The following is a 24,198-nucleotide window of genomic DNA, read 5'->3' as shown; positions in this document are numbered from 1 at the left end:
ATGAGCTACGACGCCATCGGCATCTCCAGCACCGGCATGGTGCTCAACCAGACCTGGCTGAACGCGATCAGCGACAACCTGTCGAACATCAACGACACCGCGTCGCCGAACAGCCCCGCCTTCCAGGAGCGGTTCGTCCAGGCGACCGCGAACGCCGGCACCGACGGTGTCTCGCCCGGCTCCGTCGTCTACGGATCCGCAGCGGGGCAGCTCGTGTACGACCCGACGAACCCCGTCGCCAACGCCCAGGGGTACGTCAAGCAGCCGACGATCGACATGTCGACGCAGATGACCGACCTCATCGAGGCACAGCGCGCGTACCAGGCGAACGCGAACGCGATCACGAGCGCGCAGAGCATGTACCAGTCCGCCCTCCAGATCGGAGCGAAGGCATGAGCATCCCGGCCATCAGCGGCATCTCCCTCGGACAACTGGCGGGCGCCGTGCCGACAACGGCGACGACCAGCGCGACCGGCGCGGCCGGCGCGACCGGCGCCTCCGGCAGCGGCTTCGCAGCGACACTCACCGGTGCGATCGACAGCCTCCAGCAGATGCAGAGCGCGTCCGACGCCGCGAACGTCGGCGCCGTGACCGGGAACCTCAACGACATCCAGGACGCCACCGTCGCTGCGGCCCGCGTGCAGACCGCCGTGCAGCTCGCGTCGACGCTCCGCAACCAAGCGGTTGACGCGTTCAACGAGATCATGCGGATGGGCTCGTAGTGCCCCCCGCGCTCCTCGGCATGTTCCGGCGCATCGGGACGACGATCGCCGGGTTCTCCTTCGCGCAGAAGACCCTCGCGGTGCTCGGCGTGCTCGTGCTCGTGCTCGGCGGTGTCGGCCTCACCAGCTGGCTGACGCGGCCGCAGTATGTTCCGCTGTTCAGCGGGATCTCGCCCACCGACGCGCAGGCGATCACCGACCAGCTGCACTCCGACAACGTGCCGTACCAGCTCACCGACGGCGGGGCGACGATCCTCGTGCCGCAGGCGCAGGTCTACCAGGAGCGCATGAAGGCGGCCGCCGCGAACCTCCCATCGGCGACGAATCAGGGCTACTCGCTGCTGAACACCATGGGCGTCACGACCTCCGACTTCCAGCAGACCGTGACGTATAAGCGGGCGATGGAAGGGGAGCTCGCGAACACCATCGACGCGATGGACGGGGTCAAGACGTCGTCCGTGAAGCTCGCGATCCCGCAGCCCACCGTGTTCACCGACTCGACCCAGGACCCGACCGCGAGCGTGTTCGTCGCCGAGACACCCGGCACCACGCTCTCCGGCTCGCAGGTGCAGGCGATCGTGCACCTCGTCTCCGCGTCCACGGTCGGCATGAAGCCGTCCGACGTGTCGGTGATCGACGCTGCCGGCAACGTGCTCTCCACCGCCGGTACCACCTTCGCCGCGGGCACGGACGATCAGGCCAAGGCGTACGACACCGCCGTCGAGACGAGCGTGCAGTCGATGCTCGACAAGGTGCTCGGTACCGGCAACTCGACCGTCGTCGTCAACGCGCTGATGGACAACTCGAGCTCCACCAAGACCACCGACCAGTACTCGATTCCGACCGGGGCGCCCGTCTCCAGCTCCACCACCCAGAAGGAGACGTACACGGGAACCGGCGCGGGGACCGCATCCGGCGTGCTCGGCACCAGCGCCACCACGAACGGCGCATCGAACACCGCGTCGAGCAACGGCGGCAACGGCACCTACAGCTCCGACAGCAGCACGAGCGACAACGTCATCAACAAGACGAGCACCACCCAGCAGATCCCCGCGGGCAGTGTCCAACGCCAGACCGTGTCCGTCGCGGTCGACACGGCCGCGGCGCGGAAGGCGGGCGTCAGCATGAACCAGATCCAGTCGATGGTCGCCAACGCCGCGGGCGCAAGCACGCAGCGCGGCGACGCCGTCGGCGTCCAGTTCGTGAGCTTCTCGCAGGCGAACGCGGTCGCCGCGAAGCAGGCGCTCGCCGCCGCCAACGCGCAGGCGCAGCAGGCGCAGCTCACGTCGTGGATCCGCGACGGTGTCATCGCCCTCGCGATCATCGCCGGCCTCGTCGCCGCGATCGTGATGGTCCGCCGACGCCGGGCCGTCGTCGAGGAAGAACCGATCGGACTCTTCGACGACCCGACCGTGCCGCTCATGACGCTCACCGCCACGCCCGCAGCGAGCCCGCTCACCGCGGCGCCCCCCGCGGCCGGCGCCGTCGGTGCGGCCGCAACCCCGCCGGAGCCCAGCACGCTCGCCGCCGGCCAGCGGAAGGCCGAGATCGAGCAGCTCGCGGTCAACGACCCGCGCCGCGCCGCCGACTTCCTGCTGGCGCTCATGGATGATCGGCAGCCCGCATCGTGATCGGTACACAGCCCGCCACGCTCACCGGCGCGCAAAAAGCCGCGCTCGTCCTCATGAACCTCGACCAGGCCGCCGCCGCCCAGGTCATGCAGCAGTTCAGCGAGGCCGAGTCCGAAGAGATCGCCGCCGAGATCATCGCCCTGCAGCGGGTCGACCGCCGACAGGCCGAAGCGGCGCTCGAGGAGTTCCACGCCCTCGCCACCCGGGCGGAACCCCGGACGCACGGCGGACGCAACGCCGCCATCGGACTGCTCGAAGCCTCCTTCGGGTCCGAGCGGGCCGCCGGCGTCATGTCGCGTGTCGCCTCATCGATGGCCGGTCGCGCGTTCGAGTTCCTGGACGAGGCCGACCCGGCGCAGGTCGCGCTGCTCCTCGACGGGGAATTGCCGCAGACCGTCGCCGTCGTGCTCGCACACCTTCGCACCGAGCAGGCATCGCGCGTGCTCGCCGCGCTGAAACCGGAGGCGCGCACCGACGTCGCGCAGTGCATCGCCACCATGGGGACCGTCAGCCCCGAAGCCACACGCGTCGTCGCGGAGACGCTTCGATCGCGTGCGGGATCCGTCGTCGCGCCGACCGACCAGCGCACCGCGATCGGTGGGGTCCAACCGCTCGTCGACATCATCAACCGTTCGAGCGTCGCCGCGGAGCGGGCCCTCCTCGAGGAGCTCGACGAGCGCGACCCGGAGCTCGCCGCCGAGGTGCGATCCCGCATGCTCACCTTCACCGACATCGTGAAGCTCGAAGCCCGCGACGTGCAGCAGGTGCTCCGCGGTGTCGACGTCGCAACGCTCGCCCTCGCCATGAAGGGGGCGCCGGAGCCGACCCGCGAGGTGATCCGCGCGAACCTGTCGGAGCGCAACATCGAAGCGCTCGACGAGGAAGCGGCCGTTCTCGGCGCCGTCCGATTGTCGCGGGTCGAAGAGGCGCGTTCCGAGATCGTCCGGGCCATCCGTGACCTCGCGACGGAGGGCAAGATCACCGTGCAGCGCTCCGACGAGGACCAATATGTCGACTGACGCGTTCACCCCGGTGGTCTACCCGGCGCTCGCCGCGAGCGAGCCGGCCGGAGCCCGCACCGCGCAAGCACGCGGCTACGCGGCCGGGTACGTCGACGGGATGCGCCGCGCCGGCGAACAGGCGGCCGACGCCGAACGGCACCGCGCCGCCGCCCATCAGGCCGCGCTCGCGGACGCGGATGCTCGGCTGCAGCGGACGCTCGCCGTGCTCGACGCGGCGATCGCCCGCGTGCAGGCGCTCTCGCTCCCACTCGTCGACGAGGTCGAGGAGTCGATCATCGGCGTCGGCCTGCACCTTGCCGAGACGATCCTCCAGCGAGAAGTCACCGGCGGTCACGCCCGTGCGGTGGACGCCCTCCGGCGCGCGATGGCGGCCGCCCCGCGCGACGAGCTCGTTGCCGTGCGACTGCACCCGGCCGACCTGCAGGCGCTCCCGCAGCCGCTCGAACCGACCACGCGCCTCCTGCCCGACGCGACCCTCGAGCCGGGCGACGCGATCGCCGAACTCCGCGACGGCTGGCTCGACCTGCGGCTCAGCGCAGCGCTCGACCGCGCCCGCACCGCGCTCGCCGGGGAGGACGCATGAGCACGCCGCTGCTCGACGAGACCCGGTTCGCGGCCGCGCTTCGTGCCGCAGCACCGCAGCGCGTCGGCGCCGTGAGCGCCACCGTGGGCCTCACCGTCGATGTCGTCGGCCTGCCCGGATCCGTCGGCGATCTCGTCACCATCGGCGAGGGACCGACCGCGACCGTCGCGCAGATCGTCGCGACCCGGCCCGGCACCGTCAGCTGCATGGCACTCACGGGAGGCGCCGCCCACCCCGCCGGCACCCCCGCACGTCGTGCGCTCATCCCGCCCGCCATCCCGGTGGGTCCGAGTCTGCTCGGCCGCATCATCGACGGCCTCGGCCGCCCCATCGACGGGCGCGGCCCCCTCGGAGCCAGCGAGACCGTGGGCGTCGACAACAGCGCCCCGAACCCGATGGATCGCGCCCGTATCGCGCATCCGCTCCAGCTCGGCGTCCGCGTGCTCGACACGCTCGTGACCGTCGGACAGGGACAGCGCATCGGGCTCTTCGCCGGGTCCGGCGTCGGCAAATCCTCGCTGCTGTCGATGATCGCGCGCGGCACCGAAGCCGAGGTGTCCGTCATCGCCCTGATCGGCGAGCGAGGTCGCGAGGTGCGCGAGTTCATCGAAGACGACCTCGGTGCCGCCGGCCTCGCCCGGTCGGTCGTCGTCGTTGCGACGTCGGACGAGCCCGCGCTCATGCGGCTCCGGGCGGCCATGCTCGCGACCCGGATCGCCGAGTGGCATCGCGACCGCAGTGCCAACGTGCTGCTCATGATGGATTCGCTCACCCGCGTCGCGATGGCGCAGCGCGAGATCGGCCTCTCCGCGGGAGAGCCGCCGGCAACCCGCGGGTACCCGCCGTCGACCTTCTCGACGCTGGCGCGGCTCCTCGAACGCGCCGGGACCGGGCCGAGCGGCTCCATCACGGGGATCTACACCGTGCTCGTCGACGGCGACGACCACAACGAGCCGATCGCCGACGCAGCCCGGTCGATCCTCGACGGGCACGTTGTGCTCGATCGTGCGCTCGCTGTCACCGGACACTTCCCGGCCATCGACGTGCTCGGCTCCGTGTCGCGGCTCGCCTCGAAGGTCACCGCGCCGGAGCAGCGCGACGACGCGACCGCGCTCCGCGCCGTGCTCGCCGCACGACGCAGCGCGCAGGACCTCATCGACGTCGGCGCCTACCGGACCGGCGCGAACGCCCGGGTCGACGCGGCACTCCGGGCGGAACGGGCGATCGACGCGTTCCTCCGCCAACGCATCGACGAGCGCACCACCGCCGCAGACGCATGGCACGCCCTGCACACCGTGACCGAGCAGTTCGGGGCAGCCGCATGAAGCCGTTCCGCCTCGCCGGGCTGCTCCGCGTTCGTCGTCTCCAGGAGCAGCTCGCTGCTGCCGACCTCGCCGACGCGAACCGGCACGCGGAGGACGTGCGCCTCCGGACGCACCGGATCCGCGCCTCCCTGGCCGATGCCGACCCGTCCCACGCGGATGGCGCCGTGCTCGCGGCGGTGACGGCTGCGCGCTCGAACGCGCAGATCATGCTCGCCGACCTCGCGGCGCTCCGCGGACGCATCGAGACCGAACGCAGCGACGCGCAGGCCGCATACGGCGCCGCGCGGACCGACGCCCGTGTCCTCGAGAAGCTGCAGGAGCGGCATGCGGCTGCCGCGGCGCAGCAGGAACGCAAGGACGAGCAGGCGGTGCTCGACGAGGTCGCGACCACACGCTGGCGCCCGGGAACGGAAGGACACCGATGAGCTTCATCGACGCGGTCAGCCGCATGCAGCAGATCGAATCCCAGATCGTCGAGCTGTCCGACCCGTTCTCGCCGTCTCAGACAGCGGCGAGCACGGCCGCCGCCGGCTCCGCCTCCAGGACCCCGGCGGTCACGGCGGCAACGGGCACGTCCGGCGCGACGAGTTCCGGTACCGCGTTCGCGGCCGCACTCGGAGCCGCGACCGGCACGCCGACCACCGCCGTCGCCGGCCAGCTCGTCAACAACGGTGTCACCGGAGCGGACGTCGTCGCCGATGCGCAGAAGTACATCGGCGTGCCGTACGTGTTCGGCGGCACCACGAGCGCAGGCCTCGACTGCTCGGGGCTCGTGCAACGTGTGTATAAGGACCTCGGGATCTCCGTGCCGCGTCTTGTCGGAGGCCAGGGTTCCGTCGGCGAGGTCGTCCCATCGCTCGCAGACGCGCAGCCCGGCGACCTCATCGTCTGCAACGGCGGCGGACACATCGTCATCTACGCGGGCAACGGCAAGATCATCCAGGCCCCGAAGCCCGGCGGCTCGGTCGAGGAGATGAACAACTGGATCTCCCCGTCGAACGTCGTCACAATCCGTCGCATCGTTCCATCGAGCGCCGCGCAACCGGCAGCCGCTGTTCCGCCGACCACCGTGTCTCCCGGCGTCGGCGCGGCCTCGACGGCAGCGCTCCTCGATCCCCTGCTGGGCAGCTCAGCGGCCGGCTCGGGGGTCGGGTCGAGCGGCCTCGCGGAGCTCGCGGCGCTCCTCGCTGCCGGAGGCGGTTCCGGGCTGACGTCGCTCCTCGGAGCCGGAGGCGGCGCTGGTCTGACGTCGCTCCTCGGTTCGACGGGGAGCGGAACCGCAACGACTTCCTCGCTCGCCGGGCTGCTCACGGGGCTCGCATGAGCGCCCTCATCGCCGGTCGCGCCGGAACGCCGTCCGGTGGCGCAAGGCCGGAACGCTCTGGTGCAGTGGCACGACCGCAGGGCCTGTCCGGGGGAGCATCCGGCGCTGCCGGATCGGGAGGCTCGGCTGGGTTCACCGATGCGCTCGCGGCGGCACTCGACCAGCCCGCAGAGGCGCCATCCCAGGCGTCGAGCAGCACCCGCCACTCGGCGGCGGATCACACCCACGCCCTGCGTCGAGGCCACGAGCACTCGCCAAGCGCCGGTCGCGATGGCAGCGCCGAGAGTGCAACGGCTGTGCCTGGTTCCGGCCCGAACGACCTGATCGCCATCGCCATGCCGATCAGCGCCGCGGTCGCGGTCGACGCATTCGGCGCGAATGCCCAGACGTCGTCGACATACGAGCGAGGTGCTTCCGGCGCCGCGACAGCGGTGGCCTCCGGCGACGCGCGCGCGCTGCCGGGTACTACTTCGACCGCCGCCGTCGCCGGAACTGACTTCTCGGCCTCGACGTCGACCGGCATCGCGACGGGTGCTGGCGCGGGGCCGCTTCCGCCCGGGCAAACGACGAGGCCGGCAGGAGGAGCATCCGCGCCCTCGGCGCCCGCGGTCGGCCTCGTGAACCCGACGACCGATGCAGCGCGGCAACCCCCGACCCCGAGCGGCGGAGCCCCGACGGCTCTCAGCGGAACCACCTGGACGGCGGCGACGACCACCTCCGCAGTCGAAGTCGGGGCGCGGAGCGACGGCCGCACCGGCCCCGACGGCCGCACCGGCCCCGACGCGCGCTCCCGCACCGCTGCGAGCACCAACACTGCCCAAACCGTTCCCGCCGCCCCAACCGCCCCTGCCCCCACGAACGCCCCCATCGCGCCGAACACCGTCCCCGGCTCGAGCGCCCTCGGCGGCACGAGCCTCCTCACGAGCGCGAACGAACCGAGCACTGCGAACGACCGCAGCACGCCACGAGAGCCGAGCGCCTCATCGATCGCGCGTGTCGGATCGGACGGCGCCGCGCCGGTGCAGGGTCAACGGAATGATCCGGGGTCGGAACAAGCCTCGTCCGGGGTGACCAGCGCCTCCGTCACGGCGGCGAGTATCGCGATCGTGACGCCCGCGGGGGCTCCCGCTGCGCCGCTTCCGGGTGCCGCTGCGATGCTGCCGCCGTCAGCGCCGATGCCGCTGCAGCAGCAGATCGTCCAGCCGATGCTGACCCTCGTGCACGCCCCGGCCGGCGAGCACACGATCGTCATCCGTGTCGCTCCGGAGGCACTCGGCCCCGTCACCGTGCACGCCGCCATCGACGACGCCTCCGTTCGCATCGATCTCTCGGCGCCGACCGACGCCGGGCGGGAGGCGCTCCACCAGGTCCTCGACAGCCTCCGGCGCGATGCGAGCGCGGCTGCACCGAACGCGACCGTCTCCGTCGCCGACCGAGACCTGTCTGACGCCGGCGCCGGTGCCCGCGGATCCGGCGGTCGCGATGCAGGACCGACGCCTGCTGTGCCGAGGACATCGGCTGCTCGCGATGCGTCGGCTTCGCCGACCGCACCGCCCCCCGTCCGCCCCGCGCGCTCGACCCACGCGCTCGACATCGTCCTCTGATTGAAACGGAGCCCCCGATGACCGCCATCACCCCGACCGCGCAGACCGTGCCGGTGATCCCCGCCGTGCCGGCGACCGCCGCGACCGCCGCGGCGAACGCGAGTCAGAACAGCATGACCGCCTCCGACTTCATGCAGCTCCTCGTCGCACAGCTGCAGAACCAGGACCCGAGCCAGCCGATGGACTCGTCGCAGATGGTTCAGCAGACCACCGAGCTCGGCATGATGCAGGAGATGACGTCGATGCAGTCGACATCGAGCTCAGCGCTCACCTACCAGGCGCAGGCAGCAGCCGCGGACCTGATCGGCAAGACCATCAGCTACACGGACACCAGCGGCGCCGCCGCAAGCGGCATCGTCACCGGCGCGTCGTTCTCCGGTTCGTCACCGACCGTGTCCGTCAACGGAACCACCGTCGCGCTCTCGGGCGTTCTCGGCGTCACCCAGACCCCGAGCGCCTGACGCTCCGGTCCATCTCGAAAGGAATCCCATGCTCCGCTCACTCGACTCCGGAGTCTCCGGTCTCCAAGCGCAACAGACCATGCTCGATGTGGTCGGCAACAACATCGCCAACGTGAACACCACCGGCTTCAAAGCGTCGTCGGTCGAGTTCGAGGACACGCTCTCGCAGATGCTCCAGCCCGCCGGTGCGCCGCAGGCGAACCAGGGAGGCACGTCCCCCGCCCAGGTCGGCCTCGGTGTCCGCGTGGCCGCCACCGCCACCGATTTCACCGAGGGAGCTGCACAGACCACCGGTGTCGGGACGAACCTGATGATTAACGGCAACGGGTTCTTCGTCGTCAACAACGGCGGCCAGACCCAGTACACCCGGTCCGGCGACTTCACCACCGACGGCAACGGCAACCTGGTGACCCCGAGCGGCGCGATCGTGCAGGGATGGCCGGCCGTCAACGGCGTCGTCGCTGCGACCGGCCCGGTGTCCAACGTGCAGCTGAACCCCGGCACCATGTCGCCCGCGCGCGCCACGGCGAACGCGGTCATGACCGGGAACCTGTCGAACGACGCGGCCGTCGGCGCCACCGCCGAGAGCCAGGTCAGCGTGTACGACGCGACCGGGGCACAGCGCATCCTGACGATGTCGTTCACCCGCACCGCGACGGGATGGAACGTGCAGGGATCGGACAGCGCAGGCGCGAGCGCGAGCGGCGCACTGACGTTCACGAACGGCGCGATCACGAGCGGTCAGACGCTCACGGTCGGTGGCGTGACCGTCAACATGGCGCAGCTCTCCGGATTCGCCGGATCCGGATCGATCGCCTTCGCCTCGCAAGACGGATCCGCCGCGGGAACCCTGCAGTCGTTCACACTCGACAACGACGGAACCATCGAAGGGTCGTTCTCGAACGGACAGAAGCAGGCAATGGGGCGCATCGCGCTCGCATCCTTCACCAACCCGGACGGGCTCGAGAAGGCGGGCGACTCGAACTTCGTCGCGACGCCGAACTCCGGCCTCGCGCAGGTCGGTGTCGCCGGCAGCGGCACCCTCGGCACGCTGACGAGCGGGCAGCTCGAAGGCTCCAACGTCGACCTCTCGCGCGAGTTCACGAACCTGATCGTCGCGCAGCGGGCATTCCAGGCCTCGGCACGCGTCATCACGACGTCGGACGACGTGCTGCAGGAGCTCATCAGCCTCAAGACGCAGTAGGCACGGGGCGCGAACGGCCCCGCACTGTCGAAGTGCGGGGCCGCCTTCCCTGGTTACCGTTCGCGCATCAGGTCGAGTAGGAACCGTGCAAAGGTCACCGCAAGTGTTGCGATGCCGATCCACGGCCTCTGCTGCCTGGGCGGGGTGTCCTTGTCGTTTGGCAAGGGGGCACCTCCTTCAGGGTCCGGCGCCGGCGGACACGAGAAGCAGTGCACCAGGGGCGCGGAGCCGGGGTCATCCCGACTACACTGGAACCAAGCGGTAGAGCTTGGGGTCTCGTTGCGGCCCCTGGTCCTCCACTCGGAAGGCCAACTGAAGCCCGCCACCCTGCCAGGTGGCGGGCTTCACTGTTGTCCCCGCGGTCGGGATTCCGGCGCAGTGGTCCCGACTACGGGCACCAACGTAAGCGAGACCGGTCGTGGTCATCCTGAGTGCGAGGAGAGCGAGGCGCCCGCCCTTACGACCTCGACCCGTGTGCCGATAGAGAGCGTCGAAGCCTCCAGCCGGCGGCGATCCCGTCTCTTCCGTCACGGAGTCCACATGATCATGGTGACCAGGCTGAACGATGCGTCGTTCGCCGTGAACGCCGATCTGATCGAACGGATCACCGCGGAGCCGGACACGACCCTGACCATGGTCGACGGGGTGCGCTATGTCGTGCGGGAGCCGATCGCGGAGGTCATTGAGCGCGTCATGCAGTTCCGGGCGGACGTCGTCGCGCGCGCCTATCAGGGCGGGGGGCGCTGATCGTGGATCTCGGCATGCTGCTTGGCCTGCTCGGCGCGCTCGGTTCGCTCGGTGCGATGGTCACGATGGAACACGAGAGCTTCGCCTCGCTGCTCCTCGTCGGCCCGGTCGTGTTCGTCCTCGGCGCCACCGTTTCCGTCGGAGTCGCGGGATCGACGCTCGGCGACGCCATCGACGCGTTCAAAGGGGTGCCGGTCGCGTTCCGCGGCAAGCGGCCCGATTTCGGTGCGCTCATCGAACGGCTCGGCGAGCTTGCCGACACCGCCCGACAGCGCGGTCTCCTCGCACTCGAGGATGACATCGCCGCGATCGACGACCCGTTCCTCAGCTCGGCGCTCCAAGGGGTCGCTGACGGCACGGACTCCGCCGACCTGCGCGCACTCCTCGAAGACCAGGAGGCGACCTGGTCGAAAGCGCACCGAGGATCGTCGGCGTTCTTCGCGAGCCTCGGCGGATACGCCCCGACCATCGGCATCGTCGGGACCGTCGTGTCGCTCACACACGTGCTCGGGAACCTGTCGACCCCCGACAAACTCGGCCCGATGATCGCGAGCGCGTTCATCGCGACCCTGTGGGGCCTCCTGTCCGCGAACTTCCTCTGGCTGCCGATCTCAACCCGCATGCGCCGCCTGGCGGACATCGAGGTCGAGCGCATGGACCTGATCATCGAGGCAGTGCTCGCGATCCAGGCAGGCAGCGGCTCCCGTGCACTTGGGGAGCGGCTGAAGGCGATGGTGCCGGCACGGGCGGTCGCCGGCAAGAAGAAGGCAGCGAAGTCCGATGCGGCACCGATCGGCGCCGAGACGAGCGCGCCGGTGGCGCCGTGAGTCGGGGACGCCGGTCATCGAACGCCGGACACGACGAGCAGCACGCCAACGACGAACGGTGGATGGCGTCCTACATGGACATGGTCACCGTGTTGATGGTCACCTTCATCGTCCTGTTCTCGATGTCGTCCATCGACGCCCACAAGTTCAACGAGCTCAAGAACTCGCTGCAGACCGGATTCGGCTCCGTGAAGAGCCAGAAGATCGACACGGCGAAGGGGGTGATCGTCCCTGCGAAGGACGTCAACGTCGCGCAGAGCGACTCCCTCGCGGTGTCGGCACCCAGCCCCTCGGCACCCGATGCAACGGCAACCCCGGCGGCGACCCCGACACCGACGACGAGCGCATCGGCCACCCCCGCTCCTGATCCCGCGGCGCTGGCGCAGGCCGCGCAAGAGGTCGCCGACCTCAAGAAGGTCGAAGACGCCATCAACGCGAAACTCACCGCCGAACACCTGCAGAGCAACGTCTCGTACACGATCGACCAGCGCGGCCTCACCATCGGGCTGATCGGCGGCAACACCTTCTTCGACACGAACGCAGCCGACCTCACCCCGACCGCGCTCGCGACGATCGACGCCATCGGCCCGGTGCTCCTCCCGACGCCGTACACGATGTCGATCGAAGGACACGCCGACGCCCGAACGCCTGACGCCCCGTACGCGACGAACTGGGATCTCGCCGCGGCTCGCGCGATCGCCGTGCTGCGCCGGCTCACCGACCAGTCCGGCATCCCCGCGCCGCGGATCTACGCCGTCAGCGACGGTTCCGCGGACGCGACCACGACGACGGACCCGGCCCAGCTGGCACAGGACCGTCGCGTCGACATCGTGGTGCGGTCCTCCAAAGACGAAGCAGTCCGCAATCTGATCCCGCAGGTCGTCGCGGGGGGATCGGGGAACCAATGATCACCGGCACGGCACAGCGCGACGCCCCCGAGGTGCGCCCTTACGACTTCCGGCGTCCGGCGACCCTGGCACGCGAACACTCGAGGGTGCTCGAGGTCGCGTTCGCGACGTTCGCGCGCCAGTGGGGCACGCAGCTCACCGCGAAGGTGCGCGTGCGCTCCCAGGTGACGTGCGAGCAGGTCGCCATGCACACCTACGACGAATACGCCGCAGCGCTGCCGGGGACCACCGCGATGGTGCTCTGCGCGATCTCGGACATGGAGCCGCGCGGCGTCATCCAGTTCCCGACGCGCGCGGCGCTCGGCTGGGTTGAAGCGATGCTCGGCGGCACCCGACGGCTCGGCGTGTCCGAGCGCACGTTCACCGCCGTCGAGCACGCGCTCGTGCAGCGACTCATGAACGACGCGCTCGAAGACCTCCGCTACTCGTTCGGCTCGCTGCTCGCCCGGTCGATCCGCGTCGACGCGATCCAGTACAACTCGCAGTTCGCACAGGCGGCACCCACCACAGAGCTCATGGTCGTCGCTCGGTTCAGCATCCGCGTCGGCGAGGACATCACCGAGGCGAGCCTCGCGCTGCCCGCGCCGGTCCTCCTCGAACACCTCGGCGAAGCGAACCCGACCGTGCACACGGCAGACGTTCGCCAGACCCTCCAAGCGCAGCTGGCACTCGTCCCCATCGAGGTGTCGGCCCGCCTCCGCCCTGCGCGCATGTCCCCGGAGGCGATCCTCCGACTCAAGGTCGGCGACCTCATCCCCCTGCCGCACCAGACCAGTCGTCCACTCATCGTCGCAGCGGGGGAGCAGCCCGTCGCGACCGCCGCGGTCGGGGCCATCGGATCCCGACTCGCCGTCGTCGTCACCACATCCGAGGAGAACTGATGATCGAGAACGCGTACACCGCCGCCGCGCAGACGCTCGCCACCGCGCCGCTCGGCGTCGGCACGCTCCACGTCACCCCACGGCCAGCCGGCAGTCCGGTACCGGCCGCGGTGCGGCAGGCCGTCGTCGCCATGTTCGTCGGCTCCCCGTCTGCCGAACTCGCGCTCGCCGTGCAGGACGCGGGCGCCGTGTTCGCGCAGACCGGCGGCGCGCTCGGCCTCGACATCGCTGCCGTGCTGCATCCGAGTCTCGTCGCCGCGTCCGAGCTGCTGGGTAGCGGCGTGCTCGGCGACTCCTCGGTCGAGGACGCCTCCCGCGTCTTCGAAGACCTCGAGGCACAGACCTTCACCATCAGCGACGAGAGCGGCCAGGAGCTCGGCTGGTTCGCCATCCGGCGGCTCGCCACCACGACCTCCGGCGCCGGGCCCGTCGACGTCGCGGGCCGGCTCGCCCGTATCTCCAACATCGAGATGGCGTTGACCGTCGAGATCGGGCGCACCCGGATGTCCGTCCGCGACGTCCTCGCGATCGAACCGGGCGGTGTCATCGAACTCGACCGGTCGGCCGGAGCGCCGGCGGACGTGCTCCTGAACGGCCGGCTCATCGCCCATGGCGAGATCGTCGTCGTCGATCAGGACTACGCCGTCCGGATCACCCAGATCCTCGACCGCGCTGACGAGCTCGTCTGACCGTGGACACGCTGTTCACGATCGTCCGGGTCGTCATCTCGCTGGCCGTGGTCAGCGGGCTGCTCTGGTTCGCGCAGAAGAAGAGCCGGAAGTGGACCAAGCGCCAGTCCGGGCACGCGGTGACGGTCGTGAGCAGGCACTCGCTCGGCGGGAAGTCCCGCATCGTGGTCGTCGAGGCGGATGGCACGCGATTCGTCCTCGGTGTCACGGACGGCGCGGTGTCGGTGCTGAAGTCCCGCGACGCGGACGCCCCGGAGGCCGTGGTCGCCTCCGCCAACGATGTCGCCATGGCGGATCCCACGCCGAGTCGGGCCTCCGTCGCGGTTCCGCCAGCTGCGGCTGCTGCTGCTGCGGTCGCCGGGGTGCCCCGCCCGTCCACACCGGCGCGCGGTCGGCGCGCTGCCGCCCAGCCGACGTTCTCGCAGACCATCACCTCGCTCGACACGTGGAAGAAAGCGGCCCAGTCGGTGCGGAACACCCTATGACCGCTCTCGTCCAGGCCGGTCGCCGTCAGGAGGCGATCCGCCGCCTCGTGCTGCCGATCGGTGTTCTCCTGTGTGTCGCCGGCATGGTGCTGCTCACCGCGACGCAGGCGCATGGTGCGACGCTCCCCTCGCACGGGCCGGTCGCTCCCGCGACGCCCGCTGCGCCTACCGCGCCGGCGACTCCCGCCGCGGGATCGGGCTCCGGCGGCCCTACCGTGTCGATCAACGGCATCAACGGCACCCCGGCCAGCACGATCGTCACGCTGCTCGGCGTGACCCTCCTGGCAGTCGCGCCGGGGCTGCTCATCATGGTGTCGTCGTTCACGAAGGTGTTCGTGGTGCTGTCGATGGCCCGCAACGCGCTTGGCCTGCAGTCGATCCCGCCGAACCAGGTGCTCGCCGGCCTCTCGCTTTTCCTGACGCTGTTCATCATGGGGCCGACGATCGGCCACATCAACACGGACGCGATTCAGCCCTACCTGTCGGGGCACATCGGATTCGGCCCGGCCGTCCAGGCCGCGGAAGCGCCGCTGAAGACGTTCCTCGGCGCGCACACGCGTCAGGCCGACGTGGCGCTGATCACGCGCGCGGCCGGCCGGGCGAACCCGGCGAACATGGCAGCCGTCCCGCTGACGACGCTCATCCCCGCGTTCGTCATCTCCGAGCTCCGCAGCGCGTTCATCATCGGCTTCGTGATCTACATCCCGTTCCTCGTGATCGACCTCGTCGTCTCTGCGGGACTGATGTCGCTCGGCATGATGATGCTGCCGCCGGTCATGGTGTCGCTGCCGTTCAAGATCCTGCTGTTCGTCCTCGTCGACGGCTGGGGTCTCATCATCCAATCTCTCGTCGCGAGCTATCGGTAGGAACCATGAACTCTGCAGCAGTCCTGAAGATCGCGGCCGAAGCGCTCACGATGATGGCCGAACTCGCCGCGCCGATGGTCCTCACGGCGTTGGTCATCGGCTTCGCGATCTCGCTCATCCAGTCGATCACGCAGATCCAGGAGGTCACGCTCTCGTTCGTGCCGAAGGCGGTGGGAGTCGCGATCGCGCTGATGATCTGCGGCAGCTGGATGATCGCGCAGCTCGTGTCGTTCACGCAGCAGCTCTTCGCGCAGATCCCGTCGTTGCTGGGCGGCTGAGATGGATCTCGTTCTCCCGATCGGACTCTCGGAGATCGGCGCCGGCGCGCTGGTCTCGGTGCGCATCGTCGCGTTCCTCCTCATCGCGCCGCCGTTCTCCAGCGACTCGATCCCGCTCCAGATCAAGGGGATGCTCGCCGTCGTCCTCGCGGTCGCGATCACGCCGGTGGCGGCAGCGCACTTCGGCAACCCGACGACGCCCGCGTTCGTGATCGACATCGTGCTCGAGGCGGTCACCGGAGCTGCGCTCGGATTCCTCGTGTACCTCGCGTTCTCGGCGATCCAGGTCGCCGGCTCATTCCTCGACTTCTCCGGCGGCCTCGAAGCGGCACAGCAGTACGACCCTGCGGCCGACATCACCGCGGCCCCGTTCTCGCGGCTGTTCCAGATGACCGCACTCGCGCTGCTGTTCGCCACGGACGGGTACCAGCTCGTGATCGCCGGGCTCGTCCGATCGTTCGCCGCTGTCCCGCTTGCCATGCAGATGAACTGGTCGGCGCTCGCCGCAACGCTGAGCGCCTCCGTCACACAGCTCATCACGGCAGCGCTCGAGATCGCGGGACCGATCATGGCGGTGCTGTTCATCGCCAACGTTGCGCTGGGGCTGCTGTCGCGCGTCGCCCCCGCGCTCAACGTCTACACGCTCGGCCCGCCCGCGCTCGTGATCCTCGCGGTCATGCTCGGCGGCGTCGCGATCGTCGCGCTCCCTGCCGCCGTGCAGACCCTGATCGATCAGGCCATGCATGCGATGGGGGTGAACTAGATGTCGAACCAGGAACGCACCGAACAGGCCACCGAGAAGCGGCTGAAAGAGGTCCGATCGCAGGGGCGACTGCAGAAGTCGCGCGATCTCGTCGCGTGGATCTCCGTCGCCGTCGTCGTCGCGCTGATCCCGAGCACGATCAGTCGCGCCCAAGCCGCGGCGGAGCAGCAGATCCTCGGCGTCGCTGACGTCATCAAGGCACCCTCCGCAGCGGAGGCCATGCGGGCCCTCGCAAGCGGGCTCGGCTCCGTCGCCGCGACGGTCTGGCCGATGCTCGTCGTCGCGGCGGTCACCACGATCGCGGTCACCGCCGTCCAGGGCGGCATTCACCCGAAGAAGTTCACCCCGAAGTTCGAGCATTTCAACCTGCTCGCCGGTATCCGGACGATGTTCGGCACCCGGAGCGCATGGGAGCTGGCGAAGGCGCTCGCGAAAGCGGGCATCGTCGGACTCGGGATCGCAGCCGTCATCCAAGGGCTCATCCCGATCGTGGCGGCGTCCGGCTCGCTGTCGATCCCGGCCCTGCTCTCGACGGTCGAGGGCAGTGTCGGCACGCTGCTGACCGTCGCGATCGGCGGCGGCCTCCTCTTCGCGGCGATCGACGTGTTCGTCATCATCCGTCGTAACCGAATGCAGACCCGCATGACGAAGCGGGAGGTCAAAGACGAGCACAAGAGCTCCGAGGGTGACCCGATGGTGCGTGCGCAGCGTCGGAGCAGGCATCTCGCGATGAGCCGAAACCGCATGATCGCCGCCGTCGCGGACGCGAGCGTCGTCCTCGTGAACCCGACGCATGTCGCCGTCGCGCTGCGATACGAGGCGGGGACCTCAGCGCCCCGGGTCGTCGCGAAGGGTGCCGACCTCATCGCCACCCGCATTCGCGAGGAGGCGGCGGCGAACCGCGTGCCGATGGTGAAAGACATTCCGCTCGCCCGCTCGCTCTACGCAGCATGCGACGTCGGCCAAGAGATCCCCGTCGAGCTCTTCACGCCCATCGCGCAGGTGCTCGCATTCGTGATGCTGCTCACCCGGCGCGGCGGCTCACTCACTGACATCCACGAGATGACGACCGACCACGTCCCCGCACACGCCGGGGCCGGCGAAAGGATGGCCACCGCATGAAGTGGAAGAACTCCTCCCTGGTCGCTGTGCCGGTGGCGGTCGTCGGCATCGTGCTGCTCCTGGTCGCACCGATTCCCGCCTGGCTGCTCGACACGCTCATCGCCGTTAACATCGCGTTCGCGCTCGTCGTGCTCCTCACCACGATGTTCGCCCGCCGGCCGCTCGACTTCTCCGTGTTCCCGTCGCTGCTCCTCGTCGCGACCCTCCTGCGCCTCGGTCTGAACGTCGCCTCGACGCGACTCGTCCTCGGCCACGGCTACGCCGGACAGGTCATCGAGACCTTCGGCACCGTCGCCGTCGGCGGCAACATCGTCATCGGTGCGGTCGTGTTCCTGATCCTCGTCGTGATCCAATTCGTCGTGATCACGAAGGGTGCTGAGCGGGTCGCCGAGGTCGGCGCGCGCTTCACGCTCGACGCCATGCCCGGCAAGCAGATGGCGATCGACGCCGATCTGAACGCCGGCCTCATCACGAACACGCAGGCACGCGAGCGCCGGGCGGAAGTCGCGGCGGAGTCGGACTTCTACGGGGCGATGGACGGCGCCTCCAAATTCGTCAAGGGCGACGCGATCGCCGGCGTCCTCATCATCATCATCAACGTGATCGGCGGGATCACGATCGGGATGGCGCAGAACGGACTCCCGATCGGGCAAGCGCTCAGCAAGTACACGATCCTGACGATCGGCGACGGACTCACGGCGCAGATCCCGGCCCTCCTCATGGCGGTGTCGACCGGCATGATCGTGACGCGGTCCGGCGCGGACTCCGACATGGGCTCGAGCGCCGGCAAGCAGCTGAGCCAGTCCCGCGTCGCCCTGATCATCGCCGCTGTCGCGGCCATCGCGCTGTCGCTGATCCCCGGCATGCCGATGCTGCCGTTCCTCATCGTGGCCGGCGTGCTCCTGTGGGGCGCGTCGCGGATCAAGGCGCGGGCCGTCAAGGCGGCGGCGGAGGCGCGGGCCAAGGCGATCGCGGAGAAGACGTCCGGCACGAGCGACAGCACCGAGGATCTCCTCGAGCAGATGCGCGTGCATCCACTGGAGATCCAGCTCGCCGCGGACCTCATCGACATCGTCTCCAGCGGTGCCGACGACCTGCTCGGCCGGGTGCGCGCGCTGCGCCGCAAGCTGGCGGTCGATCTCGGCGTCGTCGTTCCGCCGGTCCGGACCCGCGACAACGGCGAGCTGCCGCCGTCCACGTATGCGATCCGTGTCGCCGGGGTGGAGATGGGACGCGGGCAGGCGCCGCGCGGCAAGGTGCTCGCGCTCGGCGACGGCCTCGAGGCGATCGCCGGGACCGTCACGGTCGAGCCGGTCTTCGGTCTCGAGGCGAAATGGATTCCCACCGAGCTCCGCCATAGCGCGGAGATGACCGGGGCGACGGTCATCGACCGGGTATCGGTCCTCGTCACCCACCTCTCGTCGGTGGTCACCGCGAACGCTGCGCGACTCCTGACGCGTGAGGATGTCCGCGTCCTCGTCGACGGGTTGAAGCGGCAAAACCCGTCCGCTGTCGACGAGCTGACACCGTCCCTCCTGAGCCTTGCCGAGGTGCAGCGTGTGCTGCAGGGCCTCCTCGCCGAGCGGGTGCCGATCAACGACCTCGGGCGCATCTTCGAAGCGCTGACCCTGCGTGCGAAGGTGTCGAACGAGCCGGAGGGGCTCATCGAAGCAGCGCGCACCGCGCTCGGCGCGGCGTTGAGCGTCCCGCTGGTCGACAACGACGTCCTCCAGGTCGTGACCATCGCGCCGCTCGTCGAGCAGCTCATGCTCGAAGGTCTGCGTCACGGTGAGCACGGCTCTCAGATCGTGCTCGAGCCGGCGACCATGGAACGGTTGATCGAGGAGATCCGCACCACGACCCTCCAGCACGACCGGCCGGTGCTCGTCTGCGCGCCGCAGCTGCGCCCCGCGGTGCGCAAGCTCGTCGCGACGCAGATGCCGACGCTGCCTGTGCTGTCCTACAACGAGGCGAGCGTCGCCGCCGCGCCCATCGAGACGATCGGAGTGATTCGCGTTGTCACCCCCGCTGTGGCCGTTTAGCGGCTCCCGCCCGCAGGAGGACGTGCATCGGCTCGTCCCCTCCGAGGCGATCGCCGGCCTGCTCTCCGACGCGGACGAGCAGGAACTCCGGATGCACCGGCAGGATCAGCAGGATCGGCGCGTGCAGTTCGACACGGTGCTGCGCGAGATCGCTGCCGAAACCGGCGCCGCCGCCGAGCCTCAGGCGGACGACGACGCTCGGGTGCTCCGTGCACCGCTCGCGGAGCTCGAGCTCGGACCCTCGGCCGGGGGGCTCGCCTCGTACGATCCGAGCGTCGCCGCCCTCGGGCTTGCGCCGTTCATCCGCGGCCGCGCCGGAGGTGGTCGACACGCCGCACCGGACCCGGAGCCGCCACGTCGTCCGGTCCGGGCGGCGCCGCCGCTCGCAACGAATGCCGGGGACCTCGTGTGCGTCGTCGGCCTTCGCGACGACGCGCTCCGCATTGCTGCTGCGATGGCGATGGGGCTGCCGTCTGTGGAGGTCGCGATCGGGGCGGACCTGCTCGACCCGTCGCGTCGTCAGGTCAATGACCGCCGGGAGGCGCTCCAAGCGCGCGCAGACGGCGTCCGGTCCGGCGGGTCCACGCTCGTCGCGGTGGGACTCGGGACGACGCCGAGTGACGTCGAGCGCGGTGCGGCGCTCGTCGACGCCGTGCAACCGGACCAGCTGTGGATCGCGGTCGATGCGACCCGCAAGATCGAGGACACCCGCCTCTGGGCCCAGACCATCGGTGACGCCGGTCACGGCGTCGACGCCGTGGCCTTGTTCGACACGGCGCTGACGACATCGCCCGATGCGGTGCTGCTCCTCGGTCTGCCCGTCGGGTGGTCGGATGCGTACTGAGCGACGGATGACGCGCCTCCTGCCTGCGACGCGCGGCGGACGGCTCAGAATCGCCGGGCTTAGGCTGGGGCGATGCTGGTACTGACGCGGCGTGCGGGTGAGCGGATCCTGATCGGCGACGACATCGTCGTCACCATTCTCGAGACCCGTGGCGATGCGGTTCGGATCGGCATCGATGCGCCGCGTGGCGTTCGGATTCAGCGCGACGAGATCGTGCAGGCCGTGAGTGCTGCGAACCAGGACGCGATGCAGTCGTCGCTTGATGCGGAGGAAGCCGAGCGCCTGCTCAAGAAATCGCTCGGATAGTCGGAAAGAATCCGCGTGTCGGCTGCGGGAAATCTTCTCTGATCAGCTAGGGCTTGATCGTTCGATCCGCATTGTGTCCGCATTTCGGTGGACATTCGGAATCAGGGATTAGATCGTGCGCTAGCAGAATCGGAAGTGCAATTTCAAATGACGCGCCGGGCCTGCCGGAAATTCGTTACGAAGCCGCGCTTCGTGTACCCCGGAAGGGGTGTAGTTCGCTGTATCCAGGCCGGATAGCTTCTCAGGTAGACCGATCTCAGGGGGTCGGTTCGTTAGGTCACTTCGCGAACCCGATCGTGGTAATTGCCCTATCCACATAGTCATGGCATTCCCCTGCCCTGAACGAATGAGGACAGCGTGAGCGCGAGCACGCCGGATCAATTGCTGATCGAGCATTTGCCGCTCGTCGGGTATTTGGTTTCCGAATTGTGTAGCCGCGGCACGCATTTGGATCGGGACGCGCTCGCATCGGCCGCGCAGTACGCGCTCTTCCAGGCGTCTCGCTCGTTCGATCCGGAGCGCGGGGTGCCGTTCGGCGCCTACGCACGCACGCGCATCCAGGGCGCGTTGGCCGACGAGCTCCGGTCGAGCGACTGGGTGTCCCGTGGAACCCGCAAGAAGATCAAAGAGACCCTGGCGATTCGCGAGAGCCTGTTTCGGAGCCTCGGTCGCATCCCGACGATCGACGAGATGGCGGCGGCGCTCGGTGTGGACCGCGCCAGCGTGCAGAGCGCGCTGCAGGACGCGACGTCCGGGCCGGTCGGCATCGACGATCGCACCGACGAGCTCGTGTCCGCGATGGTCAGTCCGGAGGAATCCGCCGAGACGCGCGAACGCGAGGCGTTCCTGCACACCGCGGTCGACACGCTGCCGGAGCGGCTGCGCCTCATCATGACGCGGCTGTTCTTCGAGGACGCGCAGGTCAAGGACGTCGCGGCCGAGCTCGGTGTGACGCATGCCGCCGTCTCGATCGCCCGCGCCGAGGCGCTCCGGCTCTTGCACGAGGGATGGGTGCGGCACTTCGATCACGAGGCCGGCGTCATTCCGCTGCCGGACCGCAACCCGAAGACGAAGCGGTCGCGGTATCTCGCCGCCCTCGGCGGAGCGCTCGGTCGATTCGACGACGCGATCGAGGCGCAGATCCTCGCCTGAGGCGCTGAGCGGGGCGCTGGGGCGCTGGGGCGCGGAGGCGCTGCGTCGAGGTGCCGCGCATCCCGGGCGATCGCGGACGCGCTCCGCACGCCAAACCCGCGGCGGCCCCCAGGAAGGCGATGCACGGACGTGCTCCGCACCCGTGCCGAAGCCGGGTGCGGAGCACGCTGTACCTACGGCCGAAGCCGGGTGCGGAGCACGCCGTCCCTACGGCCGAAGCCGGGTGCGGAGCACGCTGTACCTACGGCCGATCCATAACCGTGAAGTACGTGTTGCTGTCCGACTTGAGTACCGCGTGTGCGCCTTCCGAGCCACTCCACACCAGTGCCAGGTACTCCCCGTTCGGTGCCGTCAGCCGGCCGCCCGGCGTGAATGAAAACTCTGACATCTGGTCGTCCGTCACGGCGGCACACGAGATGAAGCGGAAGTACGCGTCCTTCCCAGTTCCGACAACGAGGCAGTTGCCGGCGGTGTCGGTGATCCGACCGGTCGTTCCCAGGTCGGGGAGTACCAGGTCGGTTCCGGCAGCGGCTGCCTCCTCCTTCGTCGAGTACGGATTGGAGTAGCCGATGGTTCCGTCAGTGTTCGTCGTCAGCGCGTAGAACTTGCCCGAGGTCGACTGCCACCCTGACACCAGCCGCTGTACGCCGTCGGTCGTGAACGAGATCCTGCTCGGCGCGGAATGCCCATCCGGGTTCTGCGCGGTGACGGACGCCGAGTAGGTGGCCCCAGCCTCCAGGTCGGTCAGGCGCAGTTCGGTGGACTCGACGGTCATGGGATCGCGTCCGGGGAGCTCGACGAGGTAGCTCGTGACCAGACCGATGACCGGCTCGGTCCAGTTGAGCGTGGCCTCGTGTCGACCGATTGCCGACACTGTCAGGTCGCGAACCGGGCTTGGTGAGACGTAGTCCTCGACATTCACCGTGTAGGGGTCTGACGCCTCGGCCTCGTCGGGCCAGTACGGGTGCACCGTGTAGGTGTGTTTTCCGACGGGGACCCGCTTGTCGAGGAACGTGTCTTCGCCGCGCGCCTGGCCGACCTCGGCGCCATCGCGGTCGATGACCCACCAACTCACGCCGCTGACGCCGGACCAATTGAGCTGGATGTTGTTCGTGTCGGGCAGTTGCTCCGCCGACCTGATCACGGGCTTCCGGCTCGGCTCGGGCACTTCCGGCTGATCACCGACGAATGATGAGTTCCCGATGTTCCCACCGAGAAGCTTGCCCTGGCCCTGGACGCCGACGCGCTGCGGGTACTGCCCGAATACCCGGTAGAGCTTCCCGTCCGTGTCGAGCCGGAACGGGTTGGTGCAGTTGTCGTAGCCGAACGTGTACTCGACCGTTGTGTCCGACGGCGCGCCGAAGCAGAGCGCGTCATTCACCTCGTGGGCGATCGGTGCAGGGCTGCCGCCGCGTGCGGGCATGTGCACGAGGACCGCCGCTTCACTCGCTTCCTGCCACGTCGGCTTCGCCACCGTCGTCGAGTACGTCGGCGTGACCGCCCAGTAGGAGCCGCCGTCCTTGAGTACGAACGGGACGAAGTCGTTCGCATTCGGTACGGCGGAGGGATCGTCCGAGGGGCTGACTCGAGTTGAGGCCGGGGCGTTCTCGGGAGATACCTGCGACGGGGTGCTCCGTGCCGTGGCCCCGGACGCCGCGGCCGCCGTCGCGGTGGTGGCGGATGCCGTGCCCGTGGACGCCGTGGTGGCGGATGCAGGAGCAGCGGCGGGGGCAGCGGCGGCGGTAGTCGGGAGAGCCCCGATACCGCCGACGAGTACGGCCGCGGCAAGTGCCGAAGTACTCGCGGATTTCATGGATATATGCATGTGATCTCCAGAATGTTGGGAGGCAACCGTGCACGATCCTCGCTGACATGCCTCTGGGTGTGAGGTGATCGGAATCGGACGCACTCGCCGGCAGGGCGCTCTCGCTCGACGGGGTGACGTATCCGCCCATGCCGCTGTTGCTTGCCGGTGACGTGTCGCCGTCCGCGGCGCTTGTGCTTGTCGTCGACGTGCCCCCGCCCGCGGCGCTTTTGCTTGGCGGTGACGTGCCCCCGTCCGCGGCGCTTTTGCTTGGCGGTGACGTGCCCCCGTCCGCGGCGCGCCGCTCAGTTTCGACGGCGGGTCAAGAAGCTGCCCACGACGCGCGCCCGAGTGCAAGTTCCTGCGGACTGGCGTCCTGCGTCGGGCGTGTCGGAGTGACCTCCCCGGCCGCGCCACGCCGCTCAGTTTCGGCGGTGGGTCAGGAAGCTGGGCACGACGCGCGCCCGAGTGCAAGTTCTTGCGGACTGGCGTCCTGCGTCGGGCGTGTCGTCGCGTGGGCGGAGGCGCTACGGGCGCGCGATGCCCGCCGCCGACGAAATGGCGGCCGCGCCGCCGCCGCCCGCGCCGTCGCCGCCCGCGCCGCCGCC

The 24,198-nt window shown here is 69.6% G+C and carries 26 protein-coding genes; 25 read left to right on the top strand and 1 reads right to left on the bottom strand.

All coding sequences use genetic code 11. The features are described 5' to 3' along the window. From CAM01S_RS03825 to CAM01S_RS03705, 25 genes are all read left to right on the top strand, one after another. A complete protein-coding gene (locus tag CAM01S_RS03825) occupies window positions 1-396 on the top strand; it encodes a flagellar basal body rod protein FlgC (protein ID WP_066516861.1) in 396 nt (131 codons plus the stop codon). Next, the gene (gene fliE / locus CAM01S_RS03820) at window positions 393-722 is read left to right on the top strand and encodes a flagellar hook-basal body complex protein FliE (RefSeq protein WP_066516859.1); all 330 of its coding nucleotides are present in this window, start codon (window positions 393-395) and stop codon (window positions 720-722) included. Before CAM01S_RS03825 ends, fliE begins: the two co-directional genes overlap by 4 nt. After that, a complete protein-coding gene (fliF, locus tag CAM01S_RS03815; protein ID WP_245631527.1) occupies window positions 722-2,353 on the top strand; it encodes a flagellar basal-body MS-ring/collar protein FliF in 1,632 nt (543 codons plus the stop codon). The genes fliE and fliF overlap by 1 nt, the downstream gene beginning before the upstream one ends. Continuing rightward, window positions 2,350-3,372 (top strand): flagellar motor switch protein FliG, encoded by a 1,023-nt coding sequence (gene fliG / locus CAM01S_RS03810; RefSeq protein WP_281176673.1) that lies wholly within the window; start codon window positions 2,350-2,352, stop codon window positions 3,370-3,372. Before fliF ends, fliG begins: the two co-directional genes overlap by 4 nt. Then, complete coding sequence (locus tag CAM01S_RS03805; protein WP_066516857.1) at window positions 3,362-3,958, top strand: FliH/SctL family protein; 597 nt, start codon at window positions 3,362-3,364, stop codon at window positions 3,956-3,958. Before fliG ends, CAM01S_RS03805 begins: the two co-directional genes overlap by 11 nt. Next, window positions 3,955-5,283: a FliI/YscN family ATPase gene (locus CAM01S_RS03800; protein WP_066516855.1), complete on the top strand. Its 1,329-nt coding sequence runs from the start codon at window positions 3,955-3,957 to the stop codon at window positions 5,281-5,283. The genes CAM01S_RS03805 and CAM01S_RS03800 overlap by 4 nt, the downstream gene beginning before the upstream one ends. Continuing rightward, the gene (locus CAM01S_RS03795) at window positions 5,280-5,708 is read left to right on the top strand and encodes a flagellar FliJ family protein (protein WP_066516851.1); all 429 of its coding nucleotides are present in this window, start codon (window positions 5,280-5,282) and stop codon (window positions 5,706-5,708) included. Before CAM01S_RS03800 ends, CAM01S_RS03795 begins: the two co-directional genes overlap by 4 nt. After that, window positions 5,705-6,607 carry a C40 family peptidase gene (locus CAM01S_RS03790; protein WP_066516849.1) on the top strand — a complete coding sequence of 301 codons (903 nt, stop codon included), beginning with the start codon at window positions 5,705-5,707 and terminating at the stop codon, window positions 6,605-6,607. Before CAM01S_RS03795 ends, CAM01S_RS03790 begins: the two co-directional genes overlap by 4 nt. Further along, window positions 6,604-8,211: a flagellar hook-length control protein FliK gene (locus CAM01S_RS03785; protein ID WP_157071400.1), complete on the top strand. Its 1,608-nt coding sequence runs from the start codon at window positions 6,604-6,606 to the stop codon at window positions 8,209-8,211. The genes CAM01S_RS03790 and CAM01S_RS03785 overlap by 4 nt, the downstream gene beginning before the upstream one ends. Window positions 8,212-8,228: 17 nt before the next feature. Continuing rightward, on the top strand, window positions 8,229-8,672 hold the full coding sequence (locus tag CAM01S_RS03780) for a flagellar hook capping FlgD N-terminal domain-containing protein (protein WP_066516843.1): 444 nt from the start codon (window positions 8,229-8,231) through the stop codon (window positions 8,670-8,672). Between the two features lie 28 nt (window positions 8,673-8,700). Then, on the top strand, window positions 8,701-9,876 hold the full coding sequence (locus CAM01S_RS03775; RefSeq protein WP_066516840.1) for a flagellar hook protein FlgE: 1,176 nt from the start codon (window positions 8,701-8,703) through the stop codon (window positions 9,874-9,876). Window positions 9,877-10,416: 540 nt separating this feature from the next. Further along, window positions 10,417-10,623 carry a flagellar FlbD family protein gene (locus tag CAM01S_RS03770; RefSeq protein ID WP_066516837.1) on the top strand — a complete coding sequence of 69 codons (207 nt, stop codon included), beginning with the start codon at window positions 10,417-10,419 and terminating at the stop codon, window positions 10,621-10,623. Between the two features lie 14 nt (window positions 10,624-10,637). Beyond that, window positions 10,638-11,450: a motility protein A gene (locus CAM01S_RS03765; RefSeq protein ID WP_245631526.1), complete on the top strand. Its 813-nt coding sequence runs from the start codon at window positions 10,638-10,640 to the stop codon at window positions 11,448-11,450. Continuing rightward, a complete protein-coding gene (locus CAM01S_RS03760) occupies window positions 11,447-12,358 on the top strand; it encodes an OmpA/MotB family protein (RefSeq protein WP_066516827.1) in 912 nt (303 codons plus the stop codon). Before CAM01S_RS03765 ends, CAM01S_RS03760 begins: the two co-directional genes overlap by 4 nt. Continuing rightward, window positions 12,355-13,239, top strand: a complete 885-nt coding sequence (locus tag CAM01S_RS03755; RefSeq protein ID WP_066516826.1) for a flagellar motor switch protein FliM — start codon at window positions 12,355-12,357, stop codon at window positions 13,237-13,239. The genes CAM01S_RS03760 and CAM01S_RS03755 overlap by 4 nt, the downstream gene beginning before the upstream one ends. Beyond that, window positions 13,239-13,928 carry a flagellar motor switch protein FliN gene (gene fliN, locus CAM01S_RS03750; protein ID WP_066516825.1) on the top strand — a complete coding sequence of 230 codons (690 nt, stop codon included), beginning with the start codon at window positions 13,239-13,241 and terminating at the stop codon, window positions 13,926-13,928. Before CAM01S_RS03755 ends, fliN begins: the two co-directional genes overlap by 1 nt. Window positions 13,929-13,930: 2 nt before the next feature. After that, window positions 13,931-14,413, top strand: coding sequence for a FliO/MopB family protein (locus tag CAM01S_RS03745; RefSeq protein WP_066516824.1), 483 nt, complete (start codon window positions 13,931-13,933; stop codon window positions 14,411-14,413). Continuing rightward, window positions 14,410-15,279, top strand: coding sequence for a flagellar type III secretion system pore protein FliP (fliP, locus tag CAM01S_RS03740; protein WP_066516819.1), 870 nt, complete (start codon window positions 14,410-14,412; stop codon window positions 15,277-15,279). The genes CAM01S_RS03745 and fliP overlap by 4 nt, the downstream gene beginning before the upstream one ends. A gap of 5 nt (window positions 15,280-15,284) precedes the next feature. Further along, entirely contained in the window at window positions 15,285-15,557 is a 273-nt protein-coding gene (gene fliQ, locus CAM01S_RS03735; RefSeq protein ID WP_066516817.1) for a flagellar biosynthesis protein FliQ, read from the top strand. Between the two features lies 1 nt (window position 15,558). Then, window positions 15,559-16,320, top strand: a complete 762-nt coding sequence (locus tag CAM01S_RS03730) for a flagellar biosynthetic protein FliR (RefSeq protein ID WP_066516813.1) — start codon at window positions 15,559-15,561, stop codon at window positions 16,318-16,320. Next, on the top strand, window positions 16,321-17,442 hold the full coding sequence (locus CAM01S_RS03725; protein WP_066516808.1) for an EscU/YscU/HrcU family type III secretion system export apparatus switch protein: 1,122 nt from the start codon (window positions 16,321-16,323) through the stop codon (window positions 17,440-17,442). It abuts the gene before it with no gap. Next, on the top strand, window positions 17,439-19,484 hold the full coding sequence (locus tag CAM01S_RS03720) for a flagellar biosynthesis protein FlhA (RefSeq protein WP_066516807.1): 2,046 nt from the start codon (window positions 17,439-17,441) through the stop codon (window positions 19,482-19,484). Before CAM01S_RS03725 ends, CAM01S_RS03720 begins: the two co-directional genes overlap by 4 nt. Before the next feature lie 22 nt (window positions 19,485-19,506). Continuing rightward, window positions 19,507-20,328: a hypothetical protein gene (locus CAM01S_RS03715; RefSeq protein ID WP_066516803.1), complete on the top strand. Its 822-nt coding sequence runs from the start codon at window positions 19,507-19,509 to the stop codon at window positions 20,326-20,328. A gap of 72 nt (window positions 20,329-20,400) precedes the next feature. Further along, window positions 20,401-20,634, top strand: a complete 234-nt coding sequence (gene csrA / locus CAM01S_RS03710) for a carbon storage regulator CsrA (RefSeq protein ID WP_066516802.1) — start codon at window positions 20,401-20,403, stop codon at window positions 20,632-20,634. Window positions 20,635-20,991: 357 nt separating this feature from the next. Continuing rightward, entirely contained in the window at window positions 20,992-21,786 is a 795-nt protein-coding gene (locus CAM01S_RS03705; protein ID WP_083527730.1) for a sigma-70 family RNA polymerase sigma factor, read from the top strand. A gap of 241 nt (window positions 21,787-22,027) precedes the next feature. Here the strand turns inward: CAM01S_RS03705 and CAM01S_RS03700 are convergent, their stop codons facing one another. Further along, entirely contained in the window at window positions 22,028-23,599 is a 1,572-nt protein-coding gene (locus tag CAM01S_RS03700; protein ID WP_066516794.1) for a fibronectin type III domain-containing protein, read from the bottom strand. Window positions 23,600-24,198 lie beyond the last annotated feature (599 nt).

Source organism: Curtobacterium ammoniigenes NBRC 101786, from assembly GCF_001571045.1.
Taxonomy (GTDB): domain Bacteria; phylum Actinomycetota; class Actinomycetes; order Actinomycetales; family Microbacteriaceae; genus Curtobacterium; species Curtobacterium ammoniigenes.
Note: the sequence above shows the minus strand (reverse complement) of the source record. Positions and strands in the feature narration are given on the sequence as shown.